This window comes from Arthrobacter sp. Z5-13 (assembly GCF_056499105.1).
Map to the genome: position 1 here is coordinate 2,708,824 of NZ_CP096460.1, position 15,858 is coordinate 2,724,681.

General features: G+C 63.4%; 15 protein-coding genes. 9 read left to right on the forward strand and 6 right to left on the reverse strand.

Annotation, left to right across the window (positions count from 1 at the left end; genetic code table 11):
* Nucleotides 1-20: 20 nt before the first annotated feature.
* From M1E02_RS12825 to M1E02_RS12865, 9 genes are all read left to right on the forward strand, one after another.
* Complete coding sequence (locus M1E02_RS12825) at nt 21-512, forward strand: hypothetical protein (RefSeq protein ID WP_479374643.1); 492 nt, start codon at nt 21-23, stop codon at nt 510-512.
* 14 nt (nt 513-526) lie between these two features.
* Nucleotides 527-967, forward strand: coding sequence for a peptide-methionine (R)-S-oxide reductase MsrB (gene msrB / locus M1E02_RS12830; RefSeq protein ID WP_479374644.1), 441 nt, complete (start codon nt 527-529; stop codon nt 965-967).
* A gap of 164 nt (nt 968-1,131) precedes the next feature.
* The gene (locus M1E02_RS12835) at nt 1,132-2,568 is read left to right on the forward strand and encodes a DUF6421 family protein (protein WP_479374645.1); all 1,437 of its coding nucleotides are present in this window, start codon (nt 1,132-1,134) and stop codon (nt 2,566-2,568) included.
* The gene (locus M1E02_RS12840; RefSeq protein ID WP_479374646.1) at nt 2,565-3,287 is read left to right on the forward strand and encodes an SDR family NAD(P)-dependent oxidoreductase; all 723 of its coding nucleotides are present in this window, start codon (nt 2,565-2,567) and stop codon (nt 3,285-3,287) included. Before M1E02_RS12835 ends, M1E02_RS12840 begins: the two co-directional genes overlap by 4 nt.
* Nucleotides 3,288-3,426: 139 nt before the next feature.
* Complete coding sequence (locus M1E02_RS12845) at nt 3,427-4,476, forward strand: threonine aldolase family protein (RefSeq protein WP_479378149.1); 1,050 nt, start codon at nt 3,427-3,429, stop codon at nt 4,474-4,476.
* A gap of 61 nt (nt 4,477-4,537) precedes the next feature.
* Entirely contained in the window at nt 4,538-5,191 is a 654-nt protein-coding gene (locus M1E02_RS12850; protein ID WP_479374647.1) for a DUF3000 domain-containing protein, read from the forward strand.
* Nucleotides 5,192-5,243: 52 nt separating this feature from the next.
* Complete coding sequence (locus M1E02_RS12855) at nt 5,244-6,596, forward strand: HRDC domain-containing protein (RefSeq protein WP_479374648.1); 1,353 nt, start codon at nt 5,244-5,246, stop codon at nt 6,594-6,596.
* A 167-nt stretch (nt 6,597-6,763) separates the two neighbouring features.
* Nucleotides 6,764-8,026: a thiolase family protein gene (locus tag M1E02_RS12860; RefSeq protein ID WP_479374649.1), complete on the forward strand. Its 1,263-nt coding sequence runs from the start codon at nt 6,764-6,766 to the stop codon at nt 8,024-8,026.
* Entirely contained in the window at nt 8,023-10,212 is a 2,190-nt protein-coding gene (locus M1E02_RS12865) for a 3-hydroxyacyl-CoA dehydrogenase NAD-binding domain-containing protein (RefSeq protein WP_479374650.1), read from the forward strand. Before M1E02_RS12860 ends, M1E02_RS12865 begins: the two co-directional genes overlap by 4 nt.
* Nucleotides 10,213-10,313: 101 nt before the next feature.
* On the opposite strand, the gene M1E02_RS12870 is transcribed toward M1E02_RS12865, so the two are convergent.
* The 6 genes from M1E02_RS12870 to M1E02_RS12895 all read right to left on the reverse strand — a co-directional run bounded on the left by M1E02_RS12870 (nt 10,314) and on the right by M1E02_RS12895 (nt 15,846).
* On the reverse strand, nt 10,314-11,867 hold the full coding sequence (locus M1E02_RS12870) for an ABC transporter ATP-binding protein (RefSeq protein ID WP_479374651.1): 1,554 nt from the start codon (nt 11,865-11,867) through the stop codon (nt 10,314-10,316).
* Nucleotides 11,864-12,649, reverse strand: a complete 786-nt coding sequence (locus tag M1E02_RS12875; RefSeq protein ID WP_479374652.1) for an energy-coupling factor transporter transmembrane component T — start codon at nt 12,647-12,649, stop codon at nt 11,864-11,866. The genes M1E02_RS12870 and M1E02_RS12875 overlap by 4 nt, the downstream gene beginning before the upstream one ends.
* Before the next feature lie 3 nt (nt 12,650-12,652).
* A complete protein-coding gene (locus M1E02_RS12880) occupies nt 12,653-13,471 on the reverse strand; it encodes an ECF transporter S component (protein ID WP_479374653.1) in 819 nt (272 codons plus the stop codon).
* 66 nt (nt 13,472-13,537) lie between these two features.
* A complete protein-coding gene (locus M1E02_RS12885) occupies nt 13,538-14,587 on the reverse strand; it encodes a nucleoside hydrolase (protein WP_479374654.1) in 1,050 nt (349 codons plus the stop codon).
* A complete protein-coding gene (locus M1E02_RS12890) occupies nt 14,587-15,564 on the reverse strand; it encodes an aldo/keto reductase (RefSeq protein WP_479374655.1) in 978 nt (325 codons plus the stop codon). The genes M1E02_RS12885 and M1E02_RS12890 overlap by 1 nt, the downstream gene beginning before the upstream one ends.
* Before the next feature lie 54 nt (nt 15,565-15,618).
* On the reverse strand, nt 15,619-15,846 hold the full coding sequence (locus tag M1E02_RS12895) for a helix-hairpin-helix domain-containing protein (protein WP_479374656.1): 228 nt from the start codon (nt 15,844-15,846) through the stop codon (nt 15,619-15,621).
* Between the last annotated feature and the right edge of the window lie 12 nt (nt 15,847-15,858).

Below are 15,858 nucleotides of genomic sequence, written 5' to 3' on the forward strand. Positions count from 1 at the left end.
GCCCGGACTAGGCTGAGGTCATGAACGATCCGATCGTCATTTTGACAGAAGAACCGCTGGGTGCGGATGACCGCGTCAACATCGAACGCCTTGTGGACGGCGGTGATATTCCGTTGGTGGTGCTTGTTCCGGCTAATACCGAGCGCCATATGCTCGTGGACTTCCTTGAGCACCTGTCATTGCTGGAGATCGCACAGGCTTTCCGCGAGCTGACCGCACACACTCCCGATCCCGAGTCTGAACGGGCCGAGGCCGCTGAGACACTTGCCGTGTCCCTTGCGGCGCTGGCAGGAGTAGGCGCCGGCGTCACGGGCGAGGTGGTGGACGGCCGTGCTGTTGACGGACTGGTGGCCAAGGTCAAGGAACTCGGTGCGCGCCAGGCTGTCGTAGTAACCCGTCCGCATGCCATAGCGGACACTTTCCACACGGACTGGGCCAACAAGGCACAGGACCGGCTGGGACTGCCCGTACTCCATCTGTATGCAGGTTCGGGATTTATCGGCGACTCCTAGACGTTGACCAAGGTATGAGCATTCAAGGAGACCACGGCAACAGCGAGGCGCCCGTTGTGGCCCGGACCGACGAGGAATGGCGCCAGGAACTCTCGCCCGAGGAATACCGGGTCCTTCGCCAGGCCGGAACCGAACGGCCCTACACGGGCGAGTACTGGGACACCCATACCGAGGGCGTCTACCAGTGCCGCGCTTGCGGAACCGAGCTGTTCACCAGCAAGGAAAAGTTCGATTCGCACTGCGGCTGGCCGTCCTTCTGGGCTCCCTTGGCGGAGGGAAAAGTACGCTACATCCACGACCGCACCATGGGAATGGACCGCGTCGAAGTACGGTGCGCCACCTGCGATTCGCACTTGGGGCACGTCTTCGATGGCGAGGGGTACGAAACCCCTACTGACCAGCGTTTCTGCATCAACTCTGTTTCGCTGCGGCTGGTAAACGCCGAGGAACGCTGAACGCAGGCGGCCCACGTCAGGCAGCTTTCCTCTTGATCTGGAGGACCTTTTCCGCAGGCCGTGACCAACACTTTCTTATGCTCAACCGCTTTTTGGATTAGTGGCTCTGATTGGTTGCTACGCTCGCCGAAGAAGCAACAGCGACCAGAAAGGCCACTGCCACCATGAGCATCCCCGTCATCACAAACGACTCAATCCAGTCGATTCATTCCCCGGAGTCTTCGTCACCTGCACCTGTCAGTGCCACCCATCCGGAATGGATCCGGCTGAAGACGGCAGCCACAGCCCTGCAGTCCCTGCAGGCAAAGGACGGCTCCGTTCCCGAGGAGGCCCACCACACTGATGCGGCGGCTCATGTTTCTGTTATCGTCGGGGCAATCGAGGCCCTCGCGCCGTCATTCCCTCACGACGCCGCTTACCTGGATCTCCTCGTAAAGGACTTTGGTGCCTGGGCAGCTGGTGGCTTTGCCGTACCCGACTTCCTGGATTCACTGCTGGCGTTCCAGCCGCAGCAGCACCGGGAAAACGGGCTTCAGCACCTGGTGGTTTTCCCCATGTATACGCAAAACGGCAGCAGCAGCCGCCTGGTGGAGGCAGTGCTGATTGAGGTCATCTGGCCGGAGTTCATCGCTGACCTCGAGGGCGGCGAGTACTCAAACAGGCTTTTTGTTCCCATCCGCTTCCTGGACTTCACCCCCGGCTATGACACCAATTCGGCAGTCCTGTTCCCGGAAACCGTGGGCGTCCGCGAAACACCCACCTTCACTTGGGGCGCCATTTTTGCTGACCGGGAAGCTGCCCGGTTCCGAAAGGTGCTGCGCGCCGCGGCCCAAATCACCTCGCTGGAGCTTCCGCCGGAAGCCAAGGAGTTGCTGGAGGACCAGCAGCTGACCCAGGAAACGTTTGTGATGTGGGATCTGATTCACGACCGCACCCACATGAGGGGCGACCTCCCGTTCGACCCCTTCATGATCAAGCAACGCATGCCGTTTTTCCTGTACTCCCTGGAAGAACTGCGCTGTGACCTGACAGCCTTCCGCGAGTCCGTGAAGATCGAAAAGGATGAAAAAGCCAGCCCCGAAGCGCGTCGGCACGCCAAGCTCGTGCAGTACGCGGTGATCTTCGATCGGATCTTCCGCTTTGCCATCACTGGCAGCCGCGTCCGCAACTACGACGGCCTCGGCGGGCAGCTTCTCTTTGCCTGGATGCACCAGCACCGGGTACTGCACTGGACTGACAGCAGCCTAAGCATCGACTGGGATGAAGTGTCCCAGGTGGTCATCGACCTGGGGCTCCGGATCGAGGAACTCTACTGGCGCTCCATCGACCGGCCCAAAACAGCACACTGGTTGGCAGCCTATGAGCTGGTATCCGGTACCGTGACTCCTAACCCCGCATCCGTTTGGGCCAAGGGTCCGGACGCTCTGCCACTCGCCGGACCGCCACGTGGACTCACCGACCAGGTGCTGGACGACGAATTCCCCCTGTCCATGTTCTACGAAGCGCTGGAGAAGAAGATGCGGCCAGTCATCGAATCCACTGCAGGAATTACCGGCAGTTCCACCATCACATCCACAACGGAGGCTTTGAACGCGGTATGAAATCCGGACGCACCCTGAAGGTATTGGTCACTGGCGGCAGCGGACCCTCGGGGGTGGCGACGGCCACGGCCCTTTCGCAGGCAGGCTTCACGGTGCTCACCGTAGGCTCGGACAAGCAGCGGATTGTGGCTGCAGCCGCCGAGGCGGGCGAAGGCGTCATCCCCCTGGTCTGCGACCTCGCGAACCTGGCCGAGGTACGGACGCTTCAGTCGGAAGTGACAGCTTCCCATGGCGGGATCGACGGCGTCATCCACCTTGTGGGCGGATGGCGCGGGGCCAAGGGCATCACTTCCCAGACCGACGAGGACTGGGACTTCCTGGAACGCAATGCCGTGACCACCCTCAGAAACGTTTCCCGGGTGTTCTATGACGACCTCTCAGCATCGGAAACAGGGCGTTTCGCAATGGTGTCATCCACTGCGGTGACCTCCCCCACCGCCGCAACGGCAAGCTATGTGGCGGCCAAAGCTGCGGCTGAGGTGTGGACGATGGCTATGGCCCAGGGCTTCGAAGCGGACAAGAACGGCGAATCGGAACTGCAAAGTGCCGCCGTCGTGTTTGTGGTCAAGGCACTCGTCGATGACTCCATGCGCGCAAAAGCGCCGGAGCGGAAGTTCCCGGGCTTCACGGATGTAGGGGAACTCGGCGCCGCCGCCGTTGACCTGTTCCGCACGGAGGCTGCTGAGCTGAACGGGCGGAGACTCCCGCTGGTCCCCTGACAGCAGCCGCCCCACCGCATCGCAAACACGATCCCGTCCCTAAACTGAAAGTGTGACCAAAGCAATGACATCCACAGTAGAGACTTCCCCCGCCTCTGCCGCCGCCCAAACTGCAACCGCTGCTCAGGAACCGGGTCAGATGCAACTGCACGATCCGTCGGTACGGGGTTTTGCCTCGGACAACTACTCCGGCGTGCACCCGGAGGTCCTCGCAGCGCTGGCAGCGGCAAACGGCGGACACCAGGTCTCCTACGGTGAGGATGACTATACGGCCCGGCTTCAGCTGCTGATGGAGCAGCACTTCGGTGAAGGAATCGAATGCTTCCCCGTTTTCAATGGAACGGGGGCCAATGTACTTTCGCTGCAATCCCTTCTCCCCCGCTGGGGCGCTGTAATCTGTGCCGCAACGGCCCACATCAACATGGATGAGAACGGTGCTCCAGAAAGGGTGGGCGGCATCAAGCTTCTCGCGGTGCCCACCCCGGACGGCAAGCTGACTCCCGAGCTCATCGACCGCGAGGCATGGGGATGGGGAGATGAACACCGCGCCCAGCCACTCGCCGTGTCCATCACCCAGACCACTGAAATGGGGACCTGCTACACCCCGGAGGAGGTCCGGGCTATTGCCGACCACGTCCATGCCAAGGGCATGAAGCTGCACATGGACGGCGCCCGGCTGGCCAATGCGGCAGCCCATCTCCGGGTTCCGCTGCGGGCCTTTACGCGCGACGCCGGCGTGGACATCCTCACGTTTGGAGGAACCAAAAACGGGCTGCTTTACGGGGAAGTAGTGGTGGCACTGAATCCGGCAGCCGCCAACGGCCTGATCTTTCTCCGCAAAATGAACATGCAGCTCGCGTCCAAGATGCGCTTCCTGTCCGCCCAGTTCATTGCCCTGCTGGAAGGCGATCTGTGGCTTCGCTCGGCAGGACATGCAAACGCCATGGCAGCGAGGCTGCGCGCCGGTGTGGAGGGCATTGACGGCGTCGAACCCACGCAAAAGACCGAGTCCAACGGGGTCTTTGCCGTCCTTCCGGCGGGAGTGGCGGACAGGCTGCGGAAATCGTTCCGGTTCTATGACTGGAACGAGGCAACCCGCGAGGTCCGGTGGATGTGCTCCTTCGACACCAGCGAAGAAGACGTGGACTCCTTCATTGCCGCCATCAAACGGGAGTTGACTGCCGGTTGATCCAAAAACCACGACGGCGAGCCTGCAGGAAAATCCTGCGGCGCTTGCGTACCCTGCGAAGGTGAACGCACTCGCCCAGGTTCCTCCAGAGTTTCTCCACGCTCTGGGGACCCTTAGAAAAGCTCGTTGCAGAAGTGAACTTCGGCTCGATGAGATCCCCGCGCCTTCACGGCTGGCACCCTACGCTGTGGCCTTGGGCGCCGAGGTTATGGCGCCAAGCTATCGTCCCGGGCCGGGCTCCATCCATGGACCGGCCGCAGCAGCCCTTTCCAGGGCATCCGGCGGGGAGGAGCCCGACGACGAACTGGCCACCGGACGCTTTATCCTCCTGTACGACCCCGACGGCTCCGCAGTCTGGGACGGGGAGTTCCGCATTGTGACGTACATCCGTGCCCAGTTGGAGCCGGAAATGGGAAACGACGAAATGCTTGGTTCCGTAGCCTGGACCTGGCTGGTCGAAGCCCTCGAAAACCACCGAGCGCCTTACCGGGCTGCCGGTGGAACTGCCACCCGCGTCCTGTCCGAAAGCTTCGGAACACTTGCTGACCGCCGGGAGTCAATCGACATCGAACTCCGCGCCTCCTGGACTCCGGCCTCGTCGGACGTCCGCAGCCACCTCGAGGCATGGTCGGACATGGTGTGCACTTTTGCAGGTCTCCCACCCCTGCCCGACGGCGTGTCTGCCCTGCCACGGAGGCGGAAGCATTGGCAGTGACGGAGAGGGCGCAGGACATCCTGCCGTGTGTTATCGGTAAACTGTTGGAATCATGACCCCTCACATTCCGGAACACACCACAGCCGGCGTCCCGGCTGCTGACATCAACCCGCACATCACGGTGGAAGGCTTCGACAGCCTCGTCCCGGAAGTCATTGACCTTGACTCCCCCCGTGACGGCGTACCACTCGTCATTGAAACCCCCGCGGGCCTGGAACGCTGTGCCGCTGCGATAGCCGCCGGAACAGGCCCTGCCGGGGTGGACGCTGAGCGCGCCTCCGGCTTCCGCTACGGGCAACGCGCCTTCCTGGTCCAGATCCGCCGCGAAGGCTCGGGCACCTGGCTTATCGATCCCGAACCCTTCGGGGACCTGCGGATCATCAATGACGCCCTGCAGGGTGTCGAGTGGATCCTGCACGCGGCCAGCCAGGACCTGCCCTGCCTCTCGGAACTGGGCATGTGGCCGGACAAGCTTTTTGATACCGAGCTTGCGGCCAGGCTGGCAGGCCTCCCGCGGGTTGGCCTTGCCGCCGTTATCGAGCAGCTGCTGGGCTTTGGTCTGGCCAAGGAACACTCAGCCGCCGATTGGTCCACCCGGCCGCTCCCTGAGCCGTGGCTCAGGTACGCCGCGCTGGACGTGGAAGTTCTCACCGAGTTACGCGAAGAACTCATAGAGCTGCTGGAGGCAGACGGCAAGCTCGAATTCGCGGAACAGGAATTCGCCGCAATCCTTGCCAACGGGCAGGCGCCACCTCGGATTGACCCGTGGCGCAAAACTTCCGGGCTCCACCAGATCAGGGACCGCCGGCAGCTGGCTGCGGTGAGGGAAATGTGGGTGGAACGGGATTCCTTGGCCCGCAAGCGTGATGTTGCCCCCGGCCGCCTCCTCCCTGACTCCGCCCTCGTTGCAGCGGCCAAGGCAATGCCTTCCACAGTTCCGCAGTTACTGGGAACCAAGGGCTTCCACGGCCGCGCAGCGCAACGGGAAGCGCCCCGCTGGCTTCGCTGCATCAGTATCGCCAAGAATCTTGAGGAACTCCCTCCCCTGCATCTTCCTACCAACGCGCCGCCGCCTCCCCGGGTATGGGCAGACAGGGACCCTGAGGCAGCCCAACGGCTTTCAACAGCCCGTCCCCTGCTGCAGGAAGCGGCCGATCACCTTAAGCTCCCGGTGGAGAATCTCCTGACCCCCGATTATCTGCGCCGGGTGGCCTGGCGCCCTCCGGAGGAAATCGATGAGGACTCCATCGCCGAGGAGCTTCGCAGGCTCGGCGCCCGTGAGTGGCAGGTGGGGGTAGTGACGCCGCTGATCACAGAGGCGTTCCTCAATCCACAGCCCCTGCCCCTCAAGGAGCCGAAGGAAGCCGGCGTGAAAGGCAACGCAGACGGTCCCGCGGTGGCGTGACAAGAGGCTGATACTTCAACGCAGGCCCCACCACGGGTGCTCCTCCTTGCAAGCTAAGTTACTCACGAGTAACATGGATTTCACTTGTCGCCCGGTTCACTGCTGCCTGTGGTCATTTTGGCCCTGGACCAGTGCCGCGGCATCCATGTCTCGATGAGGAGTAGCACGTGAGCCAAAGCAGCGGTAATCCGCGAACCAACCGGAACATCAGGGACATAGTGTTTGTGGACGGTGTCCGCACTCCATTCGGCCGCGCCGGAGAGAAAGGCATCTACGCCGGCACCCGCGCGGACGACCTGATCGTCAAGTGCATCCGGGAACTCATGCGGCGAAACCCTTCCCTTCCGGCAGAACGCATTGATGAGGTGGCCATCGCTGCCACCACTCAAACAGGTGACCAGGGCCTCACAATTGGCCGGACAGCCGCCTTGCTCGCCGGCCTCCCGCGGACCGTCCCGGGCTTCGCCATCGACCGGATGTGCGCCGGCGCCATGACGGCGGTCACCACAACAGCAAGCGGCATCGGTTTCGGCGCGTACGACGTCGTCATTGCCGGCGGTGTTGAGCACATGGGCAACCACCCCATGGGCGAAGGGGCTGATCCCAATCCCCGCTTCATGTCCGAACGGCTGGTAGATCCTGCAGCACTGAACATGGGTAACACCGCAGAGAACCTGCATGACCGCTTCCCCGCCATCACCAAGGACCGGACGGACGCCTACGCCGTCGCTTCCCAGAACAAACTGGCGGCAGCATACGTGAAGGGCCAGATCCAGCCTGACCTGGTCCCTGTGGCAACGATGAAACCGGGCCAGGGCTGGACTCTCAACTCAACCGACGAACCCCCGCGCCCGGGCACCTCGCTGGAGGACCTCGCCTCGCTCCGTACGCCTTTCCGCCCGCACGGAAGGGTAACGGCCGGTAACGCCGCGGGACTCAACGACGGCGCAACGGCAGCGATCCTCGCTTCGGCCGACGCAGCCGAGGAACTGGGTCTGGCGGTAAAGATGCGGCTTGTCACCTATGCGTTTGCCGGGGTCGAGCCCGAGGTGATGGGTATCGGCCCCGTCCCTGCCACTGAAAAGGCCTTGAAGAATGCAGGACTGGGCATTGATGACATCGGGTTGTTTGAAATCAATGAGGCCTTCGCGGTGCAGGTGCTGAGTTTCCTGGACCATTTCGGGATCGACGACGACGACCCCCGGGTCAACCGCTATGGCGGTGCAATCGCGGTGGGCCACCCCTTGGCCTCCTCCGGGGTCCGGCTCATGAACCAGCTGGCACGCCAATTCGAGGAAGACCACTCTGTCCGCTACGGCATGACCACCATGTGCATCGGCCTTGGCATGGGGGCAACGGTTATCTGGGAGAACCCGCATCACGCCGATTACAGCACTACAGCCACTACCGAGACTGGAGCCGCAGCATGAGCGCCGCAGAATTCCGAAAGCTTGCCGATCTTTTTCCGAACGAGACGGTCACCCACTCGTACGTTCAGGACATCCAGCTGCCACCTGTGGCAGGAAAAGACGGAACGCCAGGCAAGAGTCCCGGCACGTTCGCGCTCGTGACCCTCGATAACGGGCTCGATCACTCCAAACCCACCACTCTCGGACCGAACACCCTGGTTGAACTGGGTACTGTTCTTGAGGGCTTACGGGAGCGGGCAGCCCGTGGTGAGATCGTCGGCGTCGGAGTTACCGGAAAGCCGTACTACCTTGTGGCCGGCGCGGACCTCTCCGCCGTCAAATCCTTGGAGAGCCGTGAACACGGCTTGTGGATGGCCCAGCTGGGCCACGACGTCTACGCCACCCTGGCCAATCTTGGCGTTCCGAGCTTCGCCTTCATCAATGGTGTGGCGTTGGGCGGCGGTCTCGAGATCGCCCTGCAGTCGACCTACCGCACGGTTTCCACGGGTGCCGGCGCCCTCTCGCTGCCGGAAGCCTTCATTGGCCTGGTCCCCGGCTGGGGCGGCGTCTACATTCTCCCGCGGCTCATCGGCCCGGAAAACGCCGTCAAGGTCATGATCGAGAACCCCCTCAGCAACAATCGCAGCCTTTCCGGACCGGAAGCCTTCAAACTGGGCGTCGCCGATGCCCTCTTCGAACCCGCCGACTTCGTAGAGCAGTCCATAGCGTGGGCAGCGAAGGTCATCTCCGGCGAGGTCATGCCTGAGCGCTCCAACGCCGCTGACCCCGCTGACCCCGATGTTGCCGGCCGCTGGGACGCTGCAGTGGCTGCAGGACGTTCTTTTGTGGAGGCCAAAACCTCCAACGCTTCCCCGGCGCCCGGGAAGGTCCTGGACATCATGGAAGCCAACCGGACCATGCAGCAGCAGGAGTCGGCGGAGCTGGAATGCGATACGCTCGCGGACCTCATGCAGACCGACGAATTCCGGTCCACCGTCTACGCATTCCTGGATCTGGTGCAGAAGCGTTCCAAGCGCCCCGCAGGTGCTCCGGACCGAAAACTGGCCCGTCCCGTGACCAAGATCGGAGTGGTGGGGGCAGGGCTGATGGCCAGCCAGCTCGCCCTGCTGTTCGCCCGCCAGCTCAAGGTGCCTGTTGTTATGACGGACATCGACCAGGCCAGGGTGGACAAGGGCGTGGGCTACGTCCACGCCGAAGTGGACAAGCTGCTGGCAAAGAAGCGCATCAGTCCGGACGCAGCCAACCGTACCCGGGCTCTGGTGACCGGTTCCGTTTCCAAGGAAGCCTTCGCCGACGCCGATTTCGTCATCGAAGCCGTCTTTGAGGAACTCAACGTCAAGAAGCAGGTCTTCGCGGAAGTGGAGGCCATCGTTTCAGCAGACTGCATACTTGCCACGAACACGTCTTCGCTGTCCGTCACTGCCATGGCCGAGGACCTGCTGCACCCGGAGCGGCTGGTCGGTTTCCACTTCTTCAACCCTGTGGCCGTTATGCCGCTGCTGGAAATTGTCCGCGCGCCCAAGACCGACGACGCCGTGCTGGCCACCGCCTTCGAACTGGCCAAGGGGCTGAAGAAGACCGCTGTGCTCGTCAAGGACGCGGCTGCCTTCGTCGTCAATCGCATACTGCTGCGCCTGATGGGTGAGGTGACCGCTGCCTTCGATGAGGGGACTCCTGCCGAAGTGGCTGACAACGCCTTGCGGCCCATGGGCCTCCCGATGACTCCCTTCACCTTGGGGGCGATGGTGGGCCTGCCGGTTGCGCAACACGTCCAGGAATCGCTCCATGCCGCTTTCGGTGACCGCTTTGCGGTGTCGCAGAACCTGCAAAAGCTCATCGACAACGGAATCAAGTCCATCTGGGCGCCCGGTTCGGAGAAGACCAGTCCCGATGGCAAGCCGGTGATCCCGGCGGAAACGCTGGCACTGATGTCCTTCGGCTCCTCTCCTTCCACTGCTGAGGAAGTCCTGCGCCGTACCCAGGACGCCCTTGCCGAGGAAATCGGGCTCATGCTCGCCGAAGGAGTGGTAGCGGGCCCCGAGGACATCGATCTGTGCGTCATCATGGGCGCCGGCTGGCCGATGTTCCTGGGCGGCATCACCCCCTATCTTGACCGGGTTGGCGCCTCTGAGCGGGTTAACGGCAAGCGCTTCCTGGCGCCGGGGATTGCTTCACGTACCGCGTGAGGGGGCCCTTGAACGGTCGTCAACGGACGGTCGTCAAGGAAACTCGTCAAAGGCCGGTTGAATGACCCATTGAAGGATGGCTGGTGCAGGGTGGAAGGCTCCTAAATTTCCTGGAGCCTTCCGCCCTGCAGCCTGAAGACGCGCTGGCTGACAGTCCTCGCATAGGCGAGATCATGGGTGACCATCAGGACAGCAGCACCACGCAGTGTGACCGCGTCCAGGGCTGTTTGGAGCCGGGCCAGGCCGTGACGGTCCAACCCCACCGTCGGTTCATCCAGGGCTATGAGAGCGGGCTGGCGGGCAAGCACCGTGGCCAGGGCAAGAAGGCGCTGACCTGAAGCCGGAAGATCGTGGGGATGGGCCGAGGCAACGTTTGCCAGGCCCACGTCCTCCAGCGCCTGAATGGCATGCTCCCCGGCTTCGGCACCGAACAGGCGGCCAAGCCCAAAACTGACTTCCCGCATCAGCGTCCGCTCGAACAGTTGGTCGCGCGGATGCTGGAAGAGCAGGCCCACATCTGCCGCAATGGCTCCGGTTGATTTTCCCCGGATGGGAAGTCCTCCCACCAACACTTCCCCACGCTCAGGGCGCAGCAGCCCGTTGACGTGGCGCAGCAACGTGGACTTTCCGGCTCCGTTGGGCCCGGTGATAGCCACAGTTTCCCCGGGTTCCACCTCGAGGTCTACTTGTGTCAGCACGGCACGCGGCCCCCCTTGCCTGCCGGGCAGGGAGTAGGCCACGTTCCGGAAGCTCAGGCTGGACGTTCCTGCAGACCGGATGGGGGCGCCGTTCCGGACCGCACCGCTTCCGCCCAGGAGTTCGCTGGCCATCGCCGTCGGCCTGGCCCTTCTGTGACTCGCCGCCTCCGACGGCACCACTACGCCCGAGTCGGCCAGGCCTCTGCTGAGCAGCACGTCAGCCGGCGTCCCTTGTGCGGTGACCGTGCCGCCGTCGAGCACCAGGCAGTGGGTGGCCTGGCTGAATAGGAGGCCCGCCACCTGTCCGAGATGGACGACGGCGGTCCCCCGGTCAACCAGCACGGCGATGAGGTCCCCGATCAGCCGGGCGCCCTCAGTATCCAATGAGGACAAAGGATCATCCAGAATGAGGACGGCCGGGTCCGTGATCACGCAGCAGGCGATCGAAAGGCGCCGCAGTTCCCCTCCGGAAAGGTTTCCCGGGTCTCTGTCGAGCAGGTGGGAAAGACCTGTGAGCCTTGAGACCTCAGCCACCCGACGATGCATTTCATCGCGAGCCGTGCCACGGTTTTCCAGCCCGAACGCCAGTTCTTCAGCCACGGTGGAGCGAACCTGCGAGAGCATCGCAGCGGGGTCCTGGGGCACATAGCCCACGTGCCTCGACCAGGCTGCGGGGCTGATTCTGGGATCGTCCTCTTTCCCGGCGAAGTCAAGGCGTTCAGCACCGTTGGGGACCCCGCCACCCCGCAGCGACAGCCGTCCCCTGAGCAGGCCATCACCGTTCCTGAGCCAGCCAGCGAGCAGCTTTGCGAGCGTTGATTTGCCGCTGCCGGCCCCGCCGAGCACAGACGTCAGCGTTCCGGCCTGCACGGTGAGGCTTACGCCATGCACCGCCCGCGCCGTCTCCTCATGGAAACTGAAACTTTCGATGCAGGCATCAAGAATCGGCGTCGTCATGCGTTTCCTCCTGCCGTCAGCGAAGGAAGAACCGGCACACCAAACCAGGAAGCACCCAGCCTCAGGATCACCGCCGCAGCAGCCAGCCCCAGAACCGCACGGCGGAATGTGCGCTGTCCCCGTGAATCCGTCACTTCACGGTACGTGCTGCGGGGGCCGGGGGAACTGAATCCGCGCGCATCAAGGGCGTTGGCCCTTTCCGCTGCGTCCTGGATGAGTGCCAGGACCAACGGAACCATCTGCAAACGTGCAGCGGCCAGGCGCTGCACGACGCTGCCGCCCATGACCAGCCCGCGGGCTTCCTGGGCCTGACGGATCCTGCTCAGCTGAGCCGCGATGGCTGGAGCCAGTGTGAGCGTGGAAGCCAGAACGTAGCCGAACTGGGGCGGGATCCTGCGGGTGGTCATCGTCGCAACAAGATCCGCAACGTTAACCATGAAGGAAAACAGCAACAGCACCAGAACGCAGGCAGTGGTGCGCGTCCCCATCTCAAGGGCGAAGGCAAGCCCCTCAACTGTGATGCGGGCCGGTCCCCATCCCGCCAGGACCGTACGGCCCTCCGGAAAAAACAGCCCGTGCATCATCAGCAGGGAGAACCAGAGTGGCAAGAGGATGACAGCCGAGGCAGCGAGGACCCGGCGCAGAACCCCGGCGCGTGCCCCTGCAGCGAGGACAGCCGCCGCTACGGCGGCGGACACAGCCCAACTGGACGCCGCCATCGTGAGGGCGACGGCGGCGCCGGAAGCGGCAAGGGTGGTGAGCGGATTGAGGCGGGAAAGCACGGGCTAAGAAGCGGCTGCCGGGTCCTTTCCTGCGAGGACCTTGAAGCGCCGAACAAACGGGAAGCGGAAGGTCGCCCGACGAGGCAGGGCGTACACCAACAGGGCGGCGATGGCGAACACGATGGCCTTGTCCATTGGGTCCGAGATCAGTGCCTGCTTGGTGATCGCCGCGAGCAGGGTATCCCCCATTGCCCGGAAGGCGCTGACGATGGCACCGGTCCCGGCACCTGCAGTACCGCCGAAAACAAACGCTGCGATGGGAGCCGACACCACTCCGGCGATGATGCCGGTGACGAACCCCGCAACAGGTGCCAGGTAGAAGCGGCGGAACAAACCGTAACGGGCTGCCATGCCGGCCAGGAAACCTATGAGAGCCGCTCCTGCAGCAAACGGCAGGACGGTCGGGTTGAAGAAGGACCATACGATGCTGCTCAAGGCCCCCGTTGCGGCTCCGGCCGCCGGTCCGGCGAGGACAGCGATCAGTACGGTGCCGATCGCGTCGAAGTAGAAAGGCAGCCCCGTAGTGCCCATGATCTGGCCCAAGGCAATGTTCAGGACCAACGCAACAGGTATAAGGACAAGGGTGGACGTGGGCAGGGTGGGGAGCACACCCAGGATCAGCAGAATCGCACCGAGGAGGAAGCCGCCCAGGGCCACGAGGGTGGACGCGCTCCCCACACCGTTGGCGATGTCCGACGGCTGGGCAAGGACCAGGAAAATAAATGTGGCCGCAATAGAAGCGGCACCCAGAAGCTCAAGCAGGCGGCGTTTTTTGTCCGCCGCCGCACCAGGAGCGGGAAGAGTGAGGGACTGCTGCGACATGGTGGTTCCTTTGGCTGGGGCCGGTACGCAGGGATTTCCGGGTACTGGCAGGGCACAACGATCCGCCTATGTCACCTCGGCGCGGGTACCATGATACCGGCTCGCCGCCAGGCGGCCCACGGAATCGATCAGCTCATCGAAGCACTGCTCAGGGTTGTTGCCTGAGACGATGCGGGCGTTCGGCGGCTGGCCCCAAATGCCCCTGAAATCCGCCACCGTGGTGCCAATCAGCAACGGGGAATCGGTTTCAACGTGGACTGTGGCCAGGCGGGTGCTGAACTCCGTCCGTCCCACCGCCACAGTGGCGGCGAAAGCATCGTGCATGTGGGAGATGAAACCCTGGTCATACAGACGGTGGAACTCCATGTAGAAGCGGATGGCATCTGAGAGGCACGCCACCACCGGATTGGCTGACCTGCTGCGTTGGCCCTCCGGCTGCTCCGGCAGTACCAGTTCCGGCTCAGGGACTCCGGCGGCTTCCCCCAAACGCCGGACATGCTCGGGCCGCATCTCAATCCGTTCGGTGGACTCAAGGGCGCAGACTATGGGCAGTTTGTCCTGGGGCACTCCCCTGTAGGCGGCGAAGACCTCCTTGGCCGCATGGGGATCCACCGAGACGTTCCATTCGGCGGTGGGCGTGGTGTTTCCCTGATAGTTGAAGCATCCACCCATGATCACGAGGCCCTTGAGCAAGCGGGGCAGTTCCGGCTCGCGGCGCAGGGCCAGCGCAAAGTTGGTCAGCGGTCCGGTGATAAGGCCGGTGATCTCGCCCGGATGGGCGCGCACTTCCTCTACCCAGATGTCCACAGCGTGCCGTTCGGAGATCTTCCGGCGCGGAGCGGGCAGCTCCGCATAGCCCAACCCCTGCGGGCCGTGGGTCTCTTCAGTAGTGCGGAGCGGTATTTCCAACGGAACCTCCGCCCCGATGGCAACCTCGATGTCCGCGGCGCCGCACAGTTCGAGCAGCGCCAGGTTGTTCAGGGCCACTTGGCGGGCCCCGACGTTTCCCGCCGTGCAGGTGATGGCCCGGAGGTGGATTTCCGGGCGGGACAGCAGGTAGACAAGCGCCAAGGCGTCGTCGATGCCGGTGTCAACGTCCACCAGGAGTTGCTGCATCAGAAGAGGGCGACCTTCGGAGTGATCGGGAAAATATCGTCCAGTTCAGCACGTTCCCCGGCCGAGGGCACCCAGGCCACAGCTGCCGCGTTCTCGCGGACCTGTTCCGGCCGGGTGGCCCCCGCGATCACGCTTGCAACGCGCGGCTGCGCCGCCAGCCACGAGAAAGCAACCTGCACTTCTGTGAGGTTCCGTTCCGCGGCAAACATGCTGAACCTGCTGAGCTGGTCCCAGTCGGCCTCGTGAACCAGGTGGGTCCGGGTATGGCTTAGCCGTGAACCTTCAGGAGCCTTACCTGGACTGTACTTTCCGGTGAGGAGGCCGTTAGCCAGGGGGAAATAGGGCAGCACGCCCAGGCCCAGGGCCTGAGCAGCCGGGGTGACCTCGAGTTCGGCTCTCCGGTCCAGCAGGTTGTAGTGGTTCTGGGTGGAGATGAAGCGTGCTCCACCCAGGCTCCGTGCCACGTATTCAGCCTGGGCAATTTGCCAGCCGGCCATGTTCGAGTGGCCGATGTACCGCACCTTGCCGCTGGTGACGAGATGGTCCAAGGCAGCAAGGGTCTCTTCAATAGGCGTGAGGGAATCCGGCGTGTGGTATTGGTAGAGATCGATCCAGTCCGTTCCCAGCCTGCGGAGGGAGGCCTCTGCCGCCTGGATGATGTACCGGCGCGAGCCGCGGGCGCCAAAGTCCTTGCCATTGGCACCCCGCATGTCCAGACCGAATTTGGTGGCCACCACGGCGTCGTTCCGGCGGCCTGCCAGCGCCTTGCCCAACATCGTCTCGCTGAGGCCGGGATCCCGCCCATAGACGTCGGCGACGTCAAACAGGGTGATCCCGGCTTCGAGCGCAGCATGAACCACGGCGTCTGTTGCCTCTTGGGATTCGGTCGGTGTGTTTGCCCGCCCAAGGTTATTGCAGCCAAGCCCTACCACGGAGACAGTGAGTCCGGACGTTCCAAGCCGGCGGTATTCAGTCATGAATTCACCCTATAACGCCGGCTACGGACGTCCGTCCACGGTACGGCTATGCGCTCAGCCTGTTTGACGCGAAGGGAACTCCAGCCCGTGCTCATCCAATGCGTCCTCCAGCTGGGCCATGGTCTTGACGCCCATCCCGTGCAGTTTTGTCAGGTCATTGTGACCGAACTGCACTACCTGCTCCAGGGTTACCACTCCCGCGTGGGCCAGGGCCCTTCGTGCCGGGGCACCTATGCCCTGAGGCAGTGGTGTGTGGCCTGGTTGGATGGATTTTGGCGTCATAACAGATCCCTT

Excerpts from the sequence above, each read along its gene's own strand:
- M1E02_RS12825 (WP_479374643.1), top strand. The coding sequence starts at position 21 with ATGAACGATCCGATCGTCATTTTGACAGAAGAACCGCTGGGTGCGGAT.
- msrB (WP_479374644.1), top strand. The coding sequence starts at position 527 with ATGAGCATTCAAGGAGACCACGGCAACAGCGAGGCGCCCGTTGTGGCC.
- M1E02_RS12835 (WP_479374645.1), top strand. The coding sequence starts at position 1,132 with ATGAGCATCCCCGTCATCACAAACGACTCAATCCAGTCGATTCATTCC.
- M1E02_RS12840 (WP_479374646.1), top strand. The coding sequence starts at position 2,565 with ATGAAATCCGGACGCACCCTGAAGGTATTGGTCACTGGCGGCAGCGGA.
- M1E02_RS12845 (WP_479378149.1), top strand. The coding sequence starts at position 3,427 with ATGCAACTGCACGATCCGTCGGTACGGGGTTTTGCCTCGGACAACTAC.
- M1E02_RS12855 (WP_479374648.1), top strand. The coding sequence starts at position 5,244 with ATGACCCCTCACATTCCGGAACACACCACAGCCGGCGTCCCGGCTGCT.
- M1E02_RS12865 (WP_479374650.1), top strand. The coding sequence starts at position 8,023 with ATGAGCGCCGCAGAATTCCGAAAGCTTGCCGATCTTTTTCCGAACGAG.
- M1E02_RS12870 (WP_479374651.1), bottom strand. The coding sequence starts at position 11,867 with ATGACGACGCCGATTCTTGATGCCTGCATCGAAAGTTTCAGTTTCCAT.
- M1E02_RS12880 (WP_479374653.1), bottom strand. The coding sequence starts at position 13,471 with ATGTCGCAGCAGTCCCTCACTCTTCCCGCTCCTGGTGCGGCGGCGGAC.
- M1E02_RS12885 (WP_479374654.1), bottom strand. The coding sequence starts at position 14,587 with ATGCAGCAACTCCTGGTGGACGTTGACACCGGCATCGACGACGCCTTG.
- M1E02_RS12890 (WP_479374655.1), bottom strand. The coding sequence starts at position 15,564 with ATGACTGAATACCGCCGGCTTGGAACGTCCGGACTCACTGTCTCCGTG.
- M1E02_RS12895 (WP_479374656.1), bottom strand. The coding sequence starts at position 15,846 with ATGACGCCAAAATCCATCCAACCAGGCCACACACCACTGCCTCAGGGC.